We start from the raw sequence: 16,853 nt of genomic DNA, 5'->3' as shown, positions 1-16,853 counted from the left end.
ACCAGGACAGCATCCCGGTCATCATAGCAGAAGAGCGACTGTCATTTGCGGGTGATAACAGCAATTACGGCAATTTATTGACGCAATTTACAAGCTGAAAGAGGCAAAGCAATGAGGAACGTCAAATATAGCGCTGCCAGATCAATTCCATTCGCAACCGTTATTGCGCAGACTTGTTTTTTGTTCGCAATAAACTCTGCATGGCGTTTTCTTTAAACTGATCTGCATCTTCAATATACCCCTGCACGGTACCATCAAAGCGCCATCCGCCCTGTCGTTTAATGTCCCTGAAACTCGCACCCGCGCGGTAAGCGCTGGTAGCCATACCACGACGCAGGCTGTGACTACTGAATTCCGGCACATAATCCAGACCCGCTGCCGCAGCACATTCAGCGAGTATTTTATTCACGCTGTTAGGATGCAACGCCTGCTCTCCTATACGTTTCCATTGATCTATCCGCCTGAAGATTGCTCCGGTATCGATGCCCGAAACCTTGAGCCATCGCTGTAACGCAGTCGCAGGACAACAACTGTCATCACCATAAGGAATTGCTTTCAGCACTCCCTCCCCGGCCTGATCTGTCTTGGAGCGCGGCAGCAAAAGGGAGACTCCCTCAGACTCCCATTTCACGTACTCACATTGCAAGCTCACCAATTCCGAACGTCGGAAACCGCCAAAAAAGGCGATCTGTAGCAACGCACTGTTACGTATTGCTTTTATATCAGGCTGAGATGACAGATAACGCACAATGCGCTCCAGATCTTCGATAAGTAACGCCCTCGCCTTTTTTTTGGGCTTTGCATGAACCCGCATAATACCAGTCAGGATTTTTCTGACATTGGGGGACGCGCAAGGATCAGAAAAACCCTGATGTTGATGCCACTGAGATAAGGCAGTAAGACGCAAAGATAATGTGCGAGGATTCAGAGACCCTGCATGCTCTGCCAGATAGCGTATAAGACCGGTTTCATCAGCCGGCAACAGTCCGCCCCACGCTAAAAAATGTCTGATCGCCGACCGATACGCGCGGCGCGTATTTTCTGAAGTAGCCGCAGCTAAGAATGCCTCAACTTGCTGCTGAGAGACTGGCGAAAGCACACGGGAAAGAGTTAACGCCAGCGTTTCAGGCTCATTGCAGTCTGAAGTGTAATTTTCACTCGTTAACCGATTTTTCTTTATTGGAGCCGGATTCATATTTCGTAACAGAGGATAAGAGAAACGTATTTTTGATCGAAAATAACATTCGATAATATACATTATCGACACTTATAAATTAAAAAATAAAAATAAATAAATTCAATTTTTATCGTAATATTACGTAATACGTAATTTATTATTTTATTGAGGTAATCTATGGCCAGATCTGGAATTCTTTATTCTGATGTTGCGCGAGCCGCTAATGAGGTCGCAGCCAAAGGACAGTCGATAACCGTCGATAACGTACGAAAAATGATGGGAGACACGGGCAGCAAAAGTACGATCGCGCCGATGCTTAAACAGTGGAAAGAGGAACATCATAATGAGGTCCAGGCAGCAGGTGCCGGGCTGCCAGAATCGATCCTGAATGCAGTGCGAGGTGTTTACACGCTAATGCAAAGTGACCTCGAGCAGGAAATCGCAGCAATGACAGCAAAACATAATGAGCTGATTTGCGCAGCAAAAAATCAGCAGGAAACACTGGCCAAAGAAATACAGTCACTGACTACCAGCAAAGCCGCATTGGAAGGGCAGCTTGCAGCCAACAATGCAAAATTGCAATCAACCGAAGAGGCATACCTATCTTTACAACTTAAACTCGGGAGCCTGCAAAGCGAAAAAGATGGCCTATCGCTACGACTTGCAGACAGAACTCAGGAAGTCAAAGAGCTAAAGCAAAAAAATGAGGCAATACAGCACCAATTCGAACATTTCCAGACTGCGACAGCCAATCAACGCTCCGAAGACAGGAAGGCTTATCAAAGCCGCCTCACACAAATGGAAAACGAACTGCAGCTCGCCAGAAAAACTAATCAGGCACAGGAAAATACGCAGGCAAAGCAAGAAGCAGAGATTCAGCAATTAGTATTAATTAATACTGAAATTGCCAATAATGCACAGAAGCGCAAAGAAGATCTCGAAGCGATTCAAATCAAACTATATCAGGCGGAATTTTTATGTCAGGAATTAAAACAAGAAAACTTTGATCTCAAAAAAGATCTCACAGAATGTCAGCTTGAGTCTCAGCGTCTGATCACATCTACTGCAGTATCGGAAAAATTACAAGAAATGCTGAACGATCAGTTGAAACAGTCAGAAATGAAAGTAAAGCAAATTGAAGAAGAGAAACAGGAGTTAATATCAGAGCTGATTAATGTCAGAATAAAACAGGAATCAATTAAAGAGAGCCAGGATGCGCAATCAGTGCGAGAAAATTACAGGAAATAAGATACGAAAGACCACCAGCCAGATATGCCGGACTATTGACACTGAGCGTGCGATCCCCAAATCACTTAATTAAGGTCAATAGGCTTACCTCTGCTACGACGAAGAATCATTGTGCAGTCGGTGATATTGATATATATTCTCATTATCATTTAGAGTCACTTCACATCTATCACCGTCTGGTTCACCATGAGCAGTTCGTCCGTAACCCCCTCCCCGATCACATTGGATCACCTGCGTGTTGGCGATACTGCCATCGTGACCGATCTGTTTCAGCCATCGCAGAACAATCTGATTCCCGCCACGGATATTACACGTCGTCTGAAAGAGCTGGGTTTCGTTCATGGCGAAAAGATTAAGATATTACACAAAGGTTACTTTGGTGGTGAACCAATTGCTGTTCGCGTTGGAGAATCCACTTTTGCACTCCGGAATTTCGAAGCAAGCCTGATAGGCGTCAGCAAAATGGAAGCAGCGCAATGACGAATCAATTAAAGCCACATCGTATTGCATTAGTGGGCAACCCGAATTGCGGTAAAACGGCTCTGTTTAACCGGCTTACCGGTGCCAGACAAAAAGTAGCAAACTATGCGGGTGTGACTATAGAACGCAAAGAAGGTCATTTCACTGCGCCAAACGGTCGCTACTGGAGTGTTCTGGATCTTCCCGGTACCTACAGTCTGAATGCGATCACACCAGATGAAAAAATTACGGAAGAAGTTGTCAAAGGCCAGCGTTCCGGCGAAGTACTGCCCGATGCAGTTCTGTGTGTTGTCGATGCAACCAACCTTAAGCGTGGTCTACGGCTTGCTTTTGAGCTTAAGAATCTGGGCTTACCACTGATACTCGCAGTCAATATGATGGACCTGGCGAAAAAACGTCAGATCCACATTGATATCAATGCGCTTGCCACAGCACTGAATATCCCTGTCGTTGAGACTATAGCCGTTGACACCGAAGGCGTAGACGCCCTGCTTCGTCAATTGGAAACACTTGCTCAGTATTTAGACACAGCAAATACAGTCCCGAGTTCTGAGGCAGTTGCGACACTGTTACCGGAAGAAGTTCAACAAGCCGTTAATGTTTTGGTCGCAGAATGCGTGCAGCAAATAAAAAATATCGGCAATGAGGAAGCGCCGCTCAGCTATCGTATCGACCGCTGGATATTGCATCCGTTTTTTGGTCCACTGATTTTTGCCAGCCTGATGTTTCTTGTATTTCAGGCAGTGTTTGCCTGGGCGCAATTACCAATGGAATTAATTAAATCAACAATGGAAGGTCTGGGTAGTCTGGTTGAATCTTCTTTACCGGCAGGAATGCTGCAAGAATTGCTGGTTAAAGGAGTCATCGGTGGCGCTGGCAGTGTTCTGGTCTTTCTGCCACAGATTGTTATTCTGTTTTTCTTTATTCTTGTGATGGAAGACTCAGGATATCTGCCACGCGCAGCGTTCTTACTCGACAGGGTAATGGGAAAAGTCGGCTTATCCGGTCGTGCTTTCATTCCTTTATTATCGAGTTTTGCATGCGCAATCCCGGGCATCATGGCGACCCGCACGATACAAAATCCACGCGATCGTCTGGTGACTATCATGATCGCGCCCTTAATGACATGTTCTGCGCGTCTACCAGTTTATGCGCTGATTATCGCAGCGTTTATCCCTGAAAAAACAGTATTCGGCGTATTAAGCCTGCAAGGTTTGGTCTTATTCAGCTTGTATATTGCAGGCATTTTCTCCGCCATGCTCGTCGCTCTGTTTTTTAAATATCAATGGGGCAAAGCAGGACTGCATTCGCTCATGCTCGAGTTACCTGATTATCGCCTGCCGAACGCACGGAATTTATTGTTAGGTCTGTGGGAGCGGGTAAAAATCTTTACTACCCGCGTCGGCACCATCATTCTGGCACTGATGATTTTATTGTGGTTTCTCAGCAGCTTCCCCGGCGCTCCTGAAAATGCAACTCAACCACCGATTTATTACAGCATAGCTGGTCACCTCGGACGTTTGCTTGAATTCATTTTTGCCCCCATCGGATTTAACTGGCAAATTTGTATCGCGCTGGTTCCCGGGCTTGCGGCACGTGAAGTGGCCGTTGCAGCGCTTGGAACCGTCTATGCACTGTCGCAATCTGGTGACGATCTGAACAGTATGCTGGAACCGCTTATCGCGCAGTCGTGGAGTCTGCCCACCGCTTTATCCTTGCTAGCCTGGTATGTGTTCGCTCCGCAGTGCATCGCAACGCTGAGTGTGGTAAAGCGTGAAACGAATACCTTGCGCTATCCGTTGCTGATGGCGGCATATCTATTTGGCCTCGCCTATATCGCATCTTTTATTACCTACCGCGTGGCACTCTATTTTACGGGGGCATAATCATGACACAAACGGCAATCACTTTTCTGATTTTATTCGGTGCATCTGTTTATCTTCTGTTGAAATGGATGCCCGCGTCTGTCAGAAAAAAAATACAGTTTAAACTGAATAAGCGCCATCCGAAATTAGCAAGTCATTTTGAAGTAGCGGTGAAAAACTGCGCCAGCTCTTGCTCTTCATCGTGTAATAGTTGCGATGAAACATCGCAACCCACACAATTGAGCCAGCACTCTAAACCTGTCATTCCCATCCATAAAATCTGACATTATCTCGTTCACTCAGCGTTACGCTTAACCAATACCTGTGGCATCGGAAGCAAGTGTGTTGTATGCTTTTGCTCAGTTCCAGTTAGTACTTCTGGTGTAAAAATGATTTGGGGCCGATGCTCAATATGTTGAACAGTATTTACGATAAAACAGAAAAAGGGCGCGAGGAAATCGCTACCCGCAAACATCACCTTGCAAACCGTCTTCGCACCCTACTTGTCATGGTGGACGGAAAACAAACTGCGACGGAGTTATTAAAAAAAGTATCCACGTTAGGATTTGATGAAAATAATATACAAGAATTGTTAGATCAGGAATTGATCACCGCGGTCAGCAAAAGTGGCGAAATCATCGAAGCTGCCGCGGCTGAAATCAATCTTGTCAGCGAATTACCTCCGGCGGCGGCCGTTGCAGTCGAAGAAATGAGTGAATCCGAACAGTTTCGCGAGGTCTACACTTTCTTCAACGAAACGATTAAAAGTGTGCTCGGATTACGCGGCTTCACCTTACAGATGAAGGTAGAACGAGCAAGCACCTTGGACGATTTCAAGAAATTACGCCAGCCTTATCTGGAAGCCGTAATGAAGTCAAAAGGCAGAGAAATGGCGCGCAGCCTGCGGGACAGACTTGATTACCTGCTGTACAAAGGAGAACAGGCTCAGCAAAATGACACACTATTGCGCGATAGCGCAATTAATTTCAGCAAGTAACCAGTGAAATAAAAAAAGCCGGGACAGCCCGGCTTTTTTATTGTGGCGAATATATCGGTCAAAGAATTATTCAATGCCCTGGCTACTCAGATACTCTTCGTAAGTACCGTGGAAATCGATAATCTCATTTTCCTTGATTTCCAGTACTCTGGTCGCCAGCGAGGACACAAATTCGCGGTCATGCGATACGAAAATCAGCGTACCTGCGTATTTTTCCAGAGCAATGTTCAATGACTCAATCGACTCCATATCCATGTGATTCGTCGGTTCATCCATGAGCAAGACATTGTGACGGCCCAGCATCAGCTTGCCATACATCATCCGGCCTTTCTCCCCCCCCGACAAAACTTTCACTGATTTCTTTACATCGTCACCGCCGAACAGCAACCGTCCGAGAATAGAACGCACGGCCTGGTCATCGTCGCCCTCTTGGGTCCATTGACCCATCCAGTCGGTCAGATTTTTATCCGACGCAAATTCTTCGGTAGGATCTTGAGGCATGTAGCCAACATTTGCATTTTCTGCCCATTTGACCATGCCATGATCCGCATGCAAACCGGTGATTTCCTGACCACCGATACAACGTAACAAGGTCGTTTTACCGATACCGTTGGCACCGATAATCGCAACTCGCTCACCTGCTTCTATCGTCAGATCAACATTCTTAAACAAAGTACGATCGTAAGCTTTCGTCAGTCCCTGGACTTCTACTGCCAGACGATGCAACTTTTTCTCACCATCAAAACGCACGAAAGGATTCTGGCGACTGGACGGTTTAAATTCTTCAATTTTAATTTTATCGATTTGCTTCGCGCGGGAAGTCGCCTGACGCGCCTTCGATTTATTCGCAGAGAAGCGGCGGACGAAGTCTTGCAATTCAGCGACTTTCTCTTTCGCCTTGGCATTATTTGCCATTTGCTGCGCACGCGCCTGCGACGATGCCAGCATGTAGTCATCGTAATTGCCTGGATAAATTTTCAGCGTTCCATAGTCCATATCTGCCATGTGGGTACAGACCTGATTCAGGAAATGGCGATCATGCGAAATAATGATCATGGTTGAATTACGCTGATTCAGAATGTCTTCCAGCCAGCGAATCGTATTGATATCCAGATTATTGGTCGGTTCATCAAGCAACAAAATATCAGGATTAGAAAACAAGGCTTGTGCCAGTAAAACGCGCAGCTTCCAGCCCGGCGCAACCGCACTCATCAGCCCCTGATGCTGCTCTGTAGGAATACCAACCCCCAACAACAACTCTCCAGCACGCGCTTCCGCTGTGTAACCGTCGTATTCGGCAAATTTAGCTTCCAGATCGGCCGCCTTCATGTAGTCTTCATCGGTCGCTTCCGGATTCGCATAGATCGCGTCGCGCTCAGACATTGCCGCCCACATTTCGGTATGCCCCATCATCACGACATCCAGAACGCGCATTTCTTCAAACGCAAACTGATCCTGACGTAATTTACCCAAGCGTTCGTTCTGGTCCAGCATCACAGTACCGGAAGACTGTTCCAGATCACCGCCGAGGATTTTCATGAATGTAGATTTGCCACAACCGTTGGCACCAATGAGACCGTAACGATTGCCCTCGCCAAATTTGACTGAGATATTTTCAAACAGCGGCTTAGGGCCAAACTGCATGGTGATATTTGCGGTAGATAGCACGGAAAAACCTTTTGCAAAAATGAATAATTAACCGTCGATTATACCATCCGACGTTTACCACCAGACATCCGGCAACATGAACAAATCAGAGAATACGATATCCAACAGACATTAAGGCGATACAAGAAATAAAATCAGACGGAATCGAGCAGATAAAATGCTGATATACAAATGAAAATTGCTGATTTACTCGATTGATTTTTGACTAAATTATCAATAACATGAGCCCGGACTGAAATACCTCCCTCATCCATTGCGGTAAAAAATAAGGTGCACTCTAGTGAAACTGAAACCACCTCCCATACATACCATCATCGCAAGCTCTTTCATTACCTTAGTTTTTTTACTAGGCTTTCCCACCTATTTCTACATCACAAAAATCCATACAGATCAGTTAATTAACGATCGCGGAATCATGTTACGCACTCTGGCTAAGGGAACGGCAACTGTGCTTGCAAAAAATATGAGAGAACGTCGTCGCGAAGTGGAACTGCTGGCACAAACTCCGCTGTTCGTCCGCGCACCTCTGGATAGTAAAGACTTTGACGCCAGCCTCGGCCGCCTTCATCAGTCATACGCTTATTACTCATGGATAGGACTGGTCGATATCCATGGCCAGGTGCTGCATGCAACTAATAACAATCTGGTCGGAGAAAATGTCAGTAGTCGCCCGTGGTTTCAGCATTCACAACAGGGAACCTACGTCGGAGATCTACATGAAGCCGCACTGCTTGCGGGATTACTGCGCAATAAAATTCACGAATGGCCTATCCGTTTCATTGATTTTGCTGCTCCGGTTTATGATCAGAAAGGACAGTTACGCGCTGTGTTGGGCGCTCATGCACATTGGCGCTGGACATCAGACGCGATCAATGAGGTCATGCCGGATGATGCCCGCCAAAGGAAAATTGAAATATTTATCGTCAATAGCAATAACGAGATCATTTATCCTGACCACCCGGAAAAACTGCCCGGCTCCCCTGTTGTTCCCAAAAAATACAAAACAGACGATTCCGGTTTTCATGAATGGGGCAGCAATGAATACTACCTGACCACCGTCGCTGCCGTCAGTGAGCCGGTGGCCGATAACAAGTGGCCACTGAACTGGAAAGTGATGGTCAGACAACCGCGCGATCAGGTCTTATCGGAAGTCAATAAGCTCCAGAGAATCGTCACGCTGATCGTGGCGGCTGCGGCAGTCGTCTTTATTTTCCTAGCATGGATGCTTGGTGACTATATCAGTCGTCCGATTATTCAACTATCAAAGTTAGCGAAAAAAGTGTCCGATGGCGGTGAGAAAATACTTTTCAATGTTTCTGCCAATAGTAAGGAACTGAAAGAATTAAACTCTGCCATGGAAGATATGGCAGCTACGCTGCTGGCACGTAAGCATGCCTTGGAAGATGCCAACAAAGATTTACAGTCAACCGTGGCAGAAAGAACGGCAGAACTGGAAGCGGCCAATCAGGAGCTCAGTCAACTCGCCCGGCGCGATGCACTGACGGGACTATCTAACCGTCTGGCAGCAAACGAGCGACTTCTGCATGAGTTTCACCGTATGATGCGCAACCAGGAACAATATGCGGTGCTGATGATGGACATCGATTTTTTCAAAAAAGTGAATGACACATATGGTCATGCCACAGGTGACGCAGTCCTGACACACGTCGCCAACCAAATCCAGACATCACTGCGCAAAACTGATTTTGCAGGCCGGGTCGGCGGTGAAGAATTTCTGATTATTCTGCCCAAGACAAATCTGGAAAATGCGATCAGCATTGCTGAGAAAATTCGGCAGAATATAAAAACGTCTCATGTTGATCCTGTCGGGCACATCAGCGTCAGTATCGGCGTTGCGATGGCAGCACCGGCGCAGGAATCCGCTCAGACTGCTGTAGATCAGGCGGATAAGGGCCTGTATGCAGCAAAGCAGGCCGGCCGGGACCGGGTGGCTTCAGTATAAACCATAAAAAAAGCGCAACCCGAAGTTGCGCTTTGAAAGAACTGACACGAATGTGATTCAGACTCATGTCTTAGCCACGATCACCGGCGGATTCAGTTAAACGTTTTCCCCTCTTCTGCCAGTTTGAGCAGCAATGGCGCTGGTTTCCACGCATCGCCATGACGGCCCTTCGCATATTTTTCCATCGCCCGCACCACATTCGGCAAGCCGACTGTATCCGCATAGAACATAGGGCCGCCGGTATGTAATGGGAAACCATAACCAGTCAGATACACCATATCGATGTCAGAAGCCCGTGTTGCGATGCCTTCTTCAAGAATGTATGCAGCCTCATTCACCAGCGAATAAATCAGGCGCTCAACGATTTCCTGATCGGAAATTTTGCGACGCTCGATACCCAGATCAGCAGAATGTTTGACGATCATGTCATTCACCACGGCAGATGGATAAGCCTTGCGATCACCAGGTTTGTAGTCATACCAGCCAGCGCCGGTTTTCTGACCAAAGCGGCCCATTTCACACAACAAATCTGCTGTTTTTGAATACGTGATTTGTGGCTTTTCCACGTAGCGACGCTTGCGGATATACCAGCCGATATCGTTCCCAGCCAAGTCACCCATGCGGAAAGGTCCCATTGCAAAACCGAGCTTTTCAACAGCTTTATCAACTTGTTCCGGCGTGCAGCCTTCTTCCAGTAAGAATCCTGCCTGACGGCTGTATTGCTCGATCATACGATTGCCGATGAAGCCGTCGCACACACCAGAAACCACGCCTGTTTTCTTGATTTTTTTAGAAATCGCCAGTACCGTTGCCAGCACATCTTTCGCCGTTTTTTTGCCGCGTACAATTTCCAGTAACTTCATGACATTGGCCGGGCTGAAGAAATGCGTACCCACCACGTCTTGCGGACGCTTGGTGAAGTCAGCAATTTTATCGACATCAAGCGTTGATGTGTTGGACGCCAGAATCGCACCCGGCTTCATGACTTCATCGAGCTTTTTAAAGACTTGCTCTTTAACGCCCATATCCTCAAAAACGGCCTCGATAACCATGTCCGCCTGAGCAATCGCCTCATAGGACAAAGTGCCTGTGATTAAGGCAACGCGCTGGTCAAATTTCTCTTGCGTCAACTTGCCTTTTTTCAGCGTGTTTTCGTAATTTTTGCGTATCGTTGCCAAACCTTTGTCCAGCGCTTCCTGTTTCATTTCAAGAATCTGTACAGGAATTCCCGCATTGGCAAAGTTCATCGCAATACCGCCACCCATGGTGCCGGCACCGATCACTGCGACCGATTTCACCGGGCGAGTCGGCGTGTCATCAGGGACGTCCGGCAACTTGCTGGCAGCGCGCTCACCGAAGAAAGCATGACGCAGCGCTTTAGATTCTGTTGTCTGTACCAGTTCAAGGAATAAGTCACGCTCAAATTTAATACCGTCATCGAACTTTTTCGTTACCGCAGCGGCAACCGCTTCGACGCATTTCAATGGCGCAGGGAATGGGCCTGACATTGCGCGTACGGTATTGCGGGAAAATTGCAGGAAGGCTTCGTAGTTCGGGTAATCGATTTTGATGTCGCGTACTTTAGGCAGCGGACGCACATCCGCCACTTTGTTCGCAAATGCGGTTGCTGCGGCCATCAGATCGCCTTCAGCAAGCTCATTGAACAGCGCTGTTTTCGCGAGTTTTTCTGAAGCGACCGGCGTTCCAGAAACGATCATATTCAAGGCCAGTTCCAGCCCGACGACGCGTGGCAAACGTTGTGTGCCGCCTGCACCAGGTAAAATGCCAAGCTTCACTTCTGGCAACGCAATCTGTGCGCCGGGGCTGGCAACGCGATAGTGGCAACCCAAAGCCAATTCCAAACCGCCGCCCATGGCAACGCTGTGTATTGCTGCGATCACCGGTTTGTCTGAAGATTCGATGACGCTGATCACCGTATGCAGGCTGGGCTCAGCAAATGCTTTGGGAGAATTAAATTCTTTGATATCTGCGCCGCCGGAAAATGCTTTGCCGGCACCGGTGATGATGATGGCTTTGACCGCATCGTTATTCTGCGCCTGCTTCATACCTTCGACGATCGCGTGGCGGGTCGCATGCCCCAGACCATTGACCGGTGGATTGTTCAGGGTAATAACGGCAACGCTGCCGTCAACTTTGTATTCTGCGCTCATGTCTCTTCCTAAGGTTGAAATACGAATGGAATTGGTTTTTCTAAATGAATCAAATCTGGTGGGCGAATTCAAACAAAACACTCACAAACTTGACTATAACTTAAAAATAGTACGGTCGTGTTATTTTTATTGATTTTCTTTTTTCGCCATTCAACAGACCGATTACACCTCCAGCCATTCTTGCCTGATTTTGTCGTTGGCAAGCAAATCTTCGGGCGTACCTTCAAACACAATACTGCCATGTCCCATGACATAGACCCGCTGCGAAATCTGCAGTGCAATCGCTAATTTTTGCTCGACCAGCAACACTGAAACTCCTCGGTTTTTCAGCTCTTTCAGATACTCAGCCACCAGTTCAACGATCTTCGGCGCCAGACCTTCGGTTGGTTCATCAATCATAATGAGATCAGGATCGCCCATCAGTGTCCGGCACAAGGTCAGCATTTGTTGTTCACCGCCAGACATCACACCGGCCAGGGTATTACGCCTTTCGCGTAAGCGTGGAAACATCTGGTACATGTCTTCCATTTCCCAGCGCGGCTTCGTTTTGGTATTCGATTTTTCGCCTAGCAGCAAATTCTGCTCTACCGTCAGCGTGGGGAAAATATCGCGGTTTTCCGGCACGTAGCCCAGGCCTTTGTGCGCAATCTGAAAGGCTTTCATACCTATCATCTGCTCGCCTTTGAATAAGACAGATCCGGTTGCATGAACTTGTCCCATTGCTGCTTTAACCGTAGTCGAACGCCCTACGCCGTTACGGCCGAGCAAACTGACGATCTCGCTATCCTTGACATGCAGATCCACACCATGCAGTACATGGCTTTTGCCATAAAAAGCGTTTAAATCTTTAATTTCGAGCAGCGCACTCATGCGTGTTCCTCCGTCGGGGCGTGACCGCCGAGATAAGCGTCTTTGACTTTTTGATTATTGCGTATATTTTGTGGCGTATCGCAGGCAATCACCTCACCATAGACGACCACCGCAATTTTATCGGCGAGGCCAAATACGACGCTCATATCATGCTCGACCATCAATAAAGTTTTACCTTCCGTGACCTTGCGTATCAGTTCGACGGCAGCGTCTGATTCAGAACGACTCATCCCCGCAGTCGGCTCATCCAACAAAATCACGTCGGCACCACCAGCAATCGTAATACCGATCTCCAGCGCCCTTTGTTCGGCATAAGTGAGCAAGCCAGCAGTGACATCACGCCGCCGTTTTAAGCCTATCTGCTCCAGCACATGCTCTGCACGTTCCTGAGCATCTTTCAGGCCGTTCAGCCTTTGCCAGAACGAATACTTATAGCCCAGCGACCACAAAACTGCACAGCGTAAATTTTCAAAGACAGTGAGTCGGTGGAAAATATTCGTAATCTGAAAGCTGCGCGACAAACCACTGCGGTTAATCTCGTAGGGCTTCAGATTACGTATGCTATTGCCATTCAGGAGAATGTCACCCGAACTGATACCGAATCGTCCTGAAATCAGATTAAATAAGGTTGATTTTCCGGCACCGTTAGGGCCGATAATGGCAAATCGTTCCCCTTTCGGCACCTGCAGATTGGCACCACGGATAATCTCAGCGCTGCCGAAACTTTTCCGGACGTCTTTTAATTCCAGCGAAAAACCACTCATACCTGCGCCCTCCGCATAGCGTCTTCTATTTCTGTATTAACCTCACCCCATACTTTTTGGAAAGGCGCTTTAAACAGGACAAAACCAGCAATGCCTGCCCCTAAAGTCAGTAAAGCAATTGCCCACGAACCGCCACTGGCAGAATTAAATGCCATGCCAAAGATGGAAATCACGGGATTTTGTGTCGACTCCAGTGACAGTTGGTACAGCATCTCTATGACCAGAACCAGACCAGCAATACCGATCAGCGATGACAGCAGCAATTTCCATAATACCGGCCAGATACGACCGAATTTGGAAAATTTCACCACGCGTAAATTCATCATCAGAATGCTGGCAATGCCGCCTGGCGCATACATCACGATCAGGATAAAAAATATACCCAGATATAACTGCCATGCTTTTGTGAAATCAGACAGCATCACAGTTAAAAACACGCCAATAACAGCACCAATCAGTGGACCAAAGAAAAAGCCGATACCGCCGATGAAAGTGAACAGCAATACCGCACCGGAACGAACGGCACTGACATTTTCAGCCGTTACAATTTCAAAATTGATTGCAGATAAACCACCCGAAATACCTGCAAAAAATGCAGACAGAATCAGCGTCAGATAACGTACCCATTGCGTGTCATAGCCAACAAACTCAGCTCGTTCAGGATTATCACGGACCGCATTAATCATGCGCCCGAGCGGTGTTTGCGTGAAAGCAAACATCGCGACTGCACTGACAAATAGCCAGAAAGCAATCAGATAATAGACCTGAATTTGTGGACCATAAGTAATGCCCATGAAAGCCTGTCCTATCACCCGATTGGTTGAGATTCCACCCTCACCACCAAAGAACTTAGGAAACATCAGCGAACATGCAAAGACCAGCTCTACCATCCCCAGTGTGATCATAGAAAAAGTCGTACCCGATTTTTTAGTCGTCACATAGCCAAATAAAATGCCGAACCCCATTCCCGCAATTCCACCGACCAGTGGAATCATCGTAACGGGAATCGGCAGGCTGCCATCACTCGCCATATTCATCGCATGAATGGCAAAAAAGGCACCCAGTCCGGAATAGACTGCATGACCAAACGACAGCATACCGCCCTGCCCCAGCAGCATGTTGAAAGACAGGCCGAAGATCATCAGCGTCCCCATCTGTGACAACAAAGACAGGGCTGCACCTTCATGAAAAATCAGCGGAGCGACAACCAGAATCAGAGCAAAGCTACTCCAGGTCAGCCAGCGACCTAAATTCAAGGGCTTATATTGTAAAGTTGTAGGCATTTTTATCCCTCACGTGTGCCGAGCAGACCGCGTGGTCGGAAGATCAGAATCAACACCAGCAACAGATATGGCATTACCGGAGCGATCTGCGCAATCGTCAGACTCAGCAGAGAATAGACAGGAGAAGTGGCACTGATCAGCACACCAAACTTAGCAAGTAAGGTCGCAAGCGAATGATCAAGCGCAACAGCAAATGTCTGCAGCACACCGATCAGTAACGACGCCACAAAAGCACCTGCCAGCGATCCCATCCCACCGACAACGACGACCACGAAAATGATGCTGCCGAGCGTGGCTGCCATACCTGGCTCGGTCACAAATGCATTACCACCGACAACGCCGGCAAGACCTGCGAGCGCACAACCACCACCAAATACCAGCATGAAAACGCGCGGCACATTATGTCCCAGCGCCTCCACCGCATCAGGGTGTGTCAATGCAGCCTGAATCACGAGACCAATCCTGGTTCTGGTGAGTAACAGGTAAATAAACAGCAGCATGAGCAAGGCGACCAGCATCATAAAACCGCGATAAATCGGGAAGGTGGTGGTATAAAGAGTGAACAGCGGGCCATCCAGAGACGCAGGAATAGCATAAGGAACAACAGACCGCCCCCATATCAGCTGCACTACTTCCACAATCACATAGGACAAACCGAAAGTGAACAGCAATTCCGGTATGTGTCCGTATTTATGGACGGAACGCAAGCCATAACGCTCGACCAGCGCGCCAAGTATCCCAACCAGTAAAGGTGCGATAAAAAAAGCTGTCCAGAATCCAAATTTAGAGCTCAGCATGTAGGCGAAATAGGCGCCCAGCATATAAAAACTGGCATGCGCAAAGTTGAGCACGCCCATCATGCTGAAAATCAGTGTCAGGCCGGATGACAGCATGAACAACAGCAGTCCATAACTGATCCCATTCAACAAAGTAATAAGGGTAAATTCCACAGCAACGTCCCTTTCAGCGACATCTTATGAACGATCGTACTATTTTGTGACAAAAAAAGAGAGTCAATTGCGGCATGACTCTCTTTTCAGATTAAAAATTAACCTGGTCGCTTCATTTGGCAAGACGAAGGCTGGGAAGCAACAAACGCATCAATTTTCTGATTTGTTTTCCAGCCCAGTCCTGTATTTTCCTGATCGTACTTCACATCTTTACCATTCACTTTTACCCAGGTAGCGATGTACAACGGTTGCTGCAACTGATGGTCAACCTTACGCATCACTGCGTCACCGTTGAGGCTTTTAAAGGTTGCGCCTTCGAGAGCGACTGCAACTTTTGCCGGCTCAGCGCTCTTCGCCTGTTTTACCGCTTGCGACATGGCAAGGATGATGGAATACGTCGCCATAGAATAGTAATCGTCTTTATATTTCGCTTTAAATCCTTCGACGATGTCTTTACCAGCGTAGGTTTCGTTATTGACGTTCCAATAGCCGACGTATTTCACGTGGTCGATACCTGCGGCGCCCATGGCGGTCGGCACACCGGTAGTGGAACCATAGTAGGTGTAGAAATTCGCTTTCAGATCAGCATCTTTGGCAGCCTTCACCAACAAGGCCAGATCCGCGCCCCAGTTTCCTGTGATGACGGTATCTGCACCGGAGGCTTTGATTTTGGCGATGTAAGGAGAAAAATCCTTGACCTGACCGATAGGATGAAGATCGTCACCGACGATCTGTACATCCGGGCGCTTGCGTGCCAGATACTCTTTCGCAGCTCTTGTCACCTGATGGCCGAAAGAATAATTCTGTCCGATGATATAAACCTTTTTGACAGTCTTATCTGCGGCCATATAGGTCGTCAGTGCTTCCATTTTCATATCGGAGTTCGCATCGAAACGGAAGTGCCAGTAACTGCACTTGCTGTTCGTCATATCCGGATCGACAGCCGCGTGATTCAGATAAATGATTTCCTTACCCGGATTACGCTCATTGTATTTATTGACCGCATCCAGCAATGCCAGGCCGACACCTGAACCATTACCCTGCGTGATATAGCGGAAACCTTTATCGATCGCGGTTTTCAATACATTCAGCGATTCCTGCGGGCTGCCTTTATTGTCAAAGCCAACAACTTCAAAGGCATTATTGCCAGCCCATTTTTCAGCGTTTGCCTTATCAGCGATGTACTGAAAAGAATTCAGAATATTTTGCCCGACCGGAGCAAATGGACCGGATAAGGGGTCGATGTAGGCAATTTTAATATTTTCTGCCATCGACACAGGCGAAGTTAATGCGAATGCAACTGCGATGAAAGATGCGCGTAATGGGAATTTCATTTGTCTCTCTCCGTTTTTTAGGAATGGAAATTTTTACCCTGCTAACTTCTCTTACGCTGGCTGCCTCATTGAAATGTTTTGTA

General features: G+C 47.5%; 13 protein-coding genes. 5 read left to right on the top strand and 8 right to left on the bottom strand.

Annotated elements, in window-relative coordinates; all coding sequences use genetic code 11:
• Positions 1–160: 160 nt before the first annotated feature.
• Entirely contained in the window at positions 161–814 is a 654-nt protein-coding gene (locus tag ACPAOP_RS11560; protein ID WP_423710012.1) for a site-specific integrase, read from the bottom strand.
• Between the two features lie 540 nt (positions 815–1,354).
• Between ACPAOP_RS11560 and ACPAOP_RS11555 the strand changes: the two genes are divergently transcribed.
• The 4 genes from ACPAOP_RS11555 (at position 1,355) to ACPAOP_RS11540 (ending at position 5,767) form a co-directional block, all read left to right on the top strand.
• A complete protein-coding gene (locus ACPAOP_RS11555; RefSeq protein WP_423708113.1) occupies positions 1,355–2,425 on the top strand; it encodes a DNA-binding protein in 1,071 nt (356 codons plus the stop codon).
• 186 nt (positions 2,426–2,611) lie between these two features.
• Positions 2,612–2,905 carry a FeoA family protein gene (locus ACPAOP_RS11550; RefSeq protein ID WP_423679567.1) on the top strand — a complete coding sequence of 98 codons (294 nt, stop codon included), beginning with the start codon at positions 2,612–2,614 and terminating at the stop codon, positions 2,903–2,905.
• Positions 2,902–4,791, top strand: a complete 1,890-nt coding sequence (gene feoB / locus ACPAOP_RS11545; protein WP_423708112.1) for a ferrous iron transporter B — start codon at positions 2,902–2,904, stop codon at positions 4,789–4,791. Before ACPAOP_RS11550 ends, feoB begins: the two co-directional genes overlap by 4 nt.
• A gap of 391 nt (positions 4,792–5,182) precedes the next feature.
• A complete protein-coding gene (locus ACPAOP_RS11540; protein WP_423708110.1) occupies positions 5,183–5,767 on the top strand; it encodes a hypothetical protein in 585 nt (194 codons plus the stop codon).
• A gap of 66 nt (positions 5,768–5,833) precedes the next feature.
• On the opposite strand, the gene ACPAOP_RS11535 is transcribed toward ACPAOP_RS11540, so the two are convergent.
• Positions 5,834–7,435, bottom strand: a complete 1,602-nt coding sequence (locus ACPAOP_RS11535; RefSeq protein ID WP_423679564.1) for an ABC-F family ATPase — start codon at positions 7,433–7,435, stop codon at positions 5,834–5,836.
• 415 nt (positions 7,436–7,850) lie between these two features.
• Here ACPAOP_RS11535 and ACPAOP_RS11530 point away from each other — a divergent pair, with 415 nt between their 5' ends.
• The gene (locus tag ACPAOP_RS11530; protein ID WP_423708109.1) at positions 7,851–9,398 is read left to right on the top strand and encodes a diguanylate cyclase; all 1,548 of its coding nucleotides are present in this window, start codon (positions 7,851–7,853) and stop codon (positions 9,396–9,398) included.
• 92 nt (positions 9,399–9,490) lie between these two features.
• Here the strand turns inward: ACPAOP_RS11530 and ACPAOP_RS11525 are convergent, their stop codons facing one another.
• The 6 genes from ACPAOP_RS11525 to ACPAOP_RS11500 form a co-directional block, all read right to left on the bottom strand.
• Positions 9,491–11,569: a 3-hydroxyacyl-CoA dehydrogenase NAD-binding domain-containing protein gene (locus ACPAOP_RS11525; RefSeq protein ID WP_423708107.1), complete on the bottom strand. Its 2,079-nt coding sequence runs from the start codon at positions 11,567–11,569 to the stop codon at positions 9,491–9,493.
• A gap of 162 nt (positions 11,570–11,731) precedes the next feature.
• The gene (locus ACPAOP_RS11520) at positions 11,732–12,439 is read right to left on the bottom strand and encodes an ABC transporter ATP-binding protein (RefSeq protein WP_423679561.1); all 708 of its coding nucleotides are present in this window, start codon (positions 12,437–12,439) and stop codon (positions 11,732–11,734) included.
• The gene (locus ACPAOP_RS11515) at positions 12,436–13,203 is read right to left on the bottom strand and encodes an ABC transporter ATP-binding protein (RefSeq protein WP_186883393.1); all 768 of its coding nucleotides are present in this window, start codon (positions 13,201–13,203) and stop codon (positions 12,436–12,438) included. Before ACPAOP_RS11515 ends, ACPAOP_RS11520 begins: the two co-directional genes overlap by 4 nt.
• Positions 13,200–14,486, bottom strand: a complete 1,287-nt coding sequence (locus ACPAOP_RS11510; protein WP_423708105.1) for a branched-chain amino acid ABC transporter permease — start codon at positions 14,484–14,486, stop codon at positions 13,200–13,202. Before ACPAOP_RS11510 ends, ACPAOP_RS11515 begins: the two co-directional genes overlap by 4 nt.
• Positions 14,487–14,488: 2 nt before the next feature.
• Complete coding sequence (locus ACPAOP_RS11505) at positions 14,489–15,436, bottom strand: branched-chain amino acid ABC transporter permease (RefSeq protein ID WP_423679559.1); 948 nt, start codon at positions 15,434–15,436, stop codon at positions 14,489–14,491.
• A gap of 98 nt (positions 15,437–15,534) precedes the next feature.
• Positions 15,535–16,770: a branched-chain amino acid ABC transporter substrate-binding protein gene (locus ACPAOP_RS11500; RefSeq protein WP_423708103.1), complete on the bottom strand. Its 1,236-nt coding sequence runs from the start codon at positions 16,768–16,770 to the stop codon at positions 15,535–15,537.
• Positions 16,771–16,853: the final 83 nt, after the last annotated feature.

Origin of the sequence: Undibacterium sp. WLX3042 (assembly GCF_049544825.1) — a bacterium.
GTDB lineage: Bacteria > Pseudomonadota > Gammaproteobacteria > Burkholderiales > Burkholderiaceae_D > Undibacterium.
This window is presented reverse-complemented; position numbering and strand designations above follow the sequence as displayed.

Excerpts from the sequence above, each read along its gene's own strand:
- ACPAOP_RS11550 (WP_423679567.1), top strand. The coding sequence starts at position 2,612 with ATGAGCAGTTCGTCCGTAACCCCCTCCCCGATCACATTGGATCACCTG.
- ACPAOP_RS11525 (WP_423708107.1), bottom strand. The coding sequence starts at position 11,569 with ATGAGCGCAGAATACAAAGTTGACGGCAGCGTTGCCGTTATTACCCTG.
- ACPAOP_RS11515 (WP_186883393.1), bottom strand. The coding sequence starts at position 13,203 with ATGAGTGGTTTTTCGCTGGAATTAAAAGACGTCCGGAAAAGTTTCGGC.
- ACPAOP_RS11530 (WP_423708109.1), top strand. The coding sequence starts at position 7,851 with ATGTTACGCACTCTGGCTAAGGGAACGGCAACTGTGCTTGCAAAAAAT.
- ACPAOP_RS11540 (WP_423708110.1), top strand. The coding sequence starts at position 5,183 with ATGTTGAACAGTATTTACGATAAAACAGAAAAAGGGCGCGAGGAAATC.
- ACPAOP_RS11520 (WP_423679561.1), bottom strand. The coding sequence starts at position 12,439 with ATGAGTGCGCTGCTCGAAATTAAAGATTTAAACGCTTTTTATGGCAAA.
- ACPAOP_RS11510 (WP_423708105.1), bottom strand. The coding sequence starts at position 14,486 with ATGCCTACAACTTTACAATATAAGCCCTTGAATTTAGGTCGCTGGCTG.
- ACPAOP_RS11560 (WP_423710012.1), bottom strand. The coding sequence starts at position 814 with ATGCGGGTTCATGCAAAGCCCAAAAAAAAGGCGAGGGCGTTACTTATC.
- ACPAOP_RS11555 (WP_423708113.1), top strand. The coding sequence starts at position 1,355 with ATGGCCAGATCTGGAATTCTTTATTCTGATGTTGCGCGAGCCGCTAAT.
- ACPAOP_RS11500 (WP_423708103.1), bottom strand. The coding sequence starts at position 16,770 with ATGAAATTCCCATTACGCGCATCTTTCATCGCAGTTGCATTCGCATTA.
- feoB (WP_423708112.1), top strand. The coding sequence starts at position 2,902 with ATGACGAATCAATTAAAGCCACATCGTATTGCATTAGTGGGCAACCCG.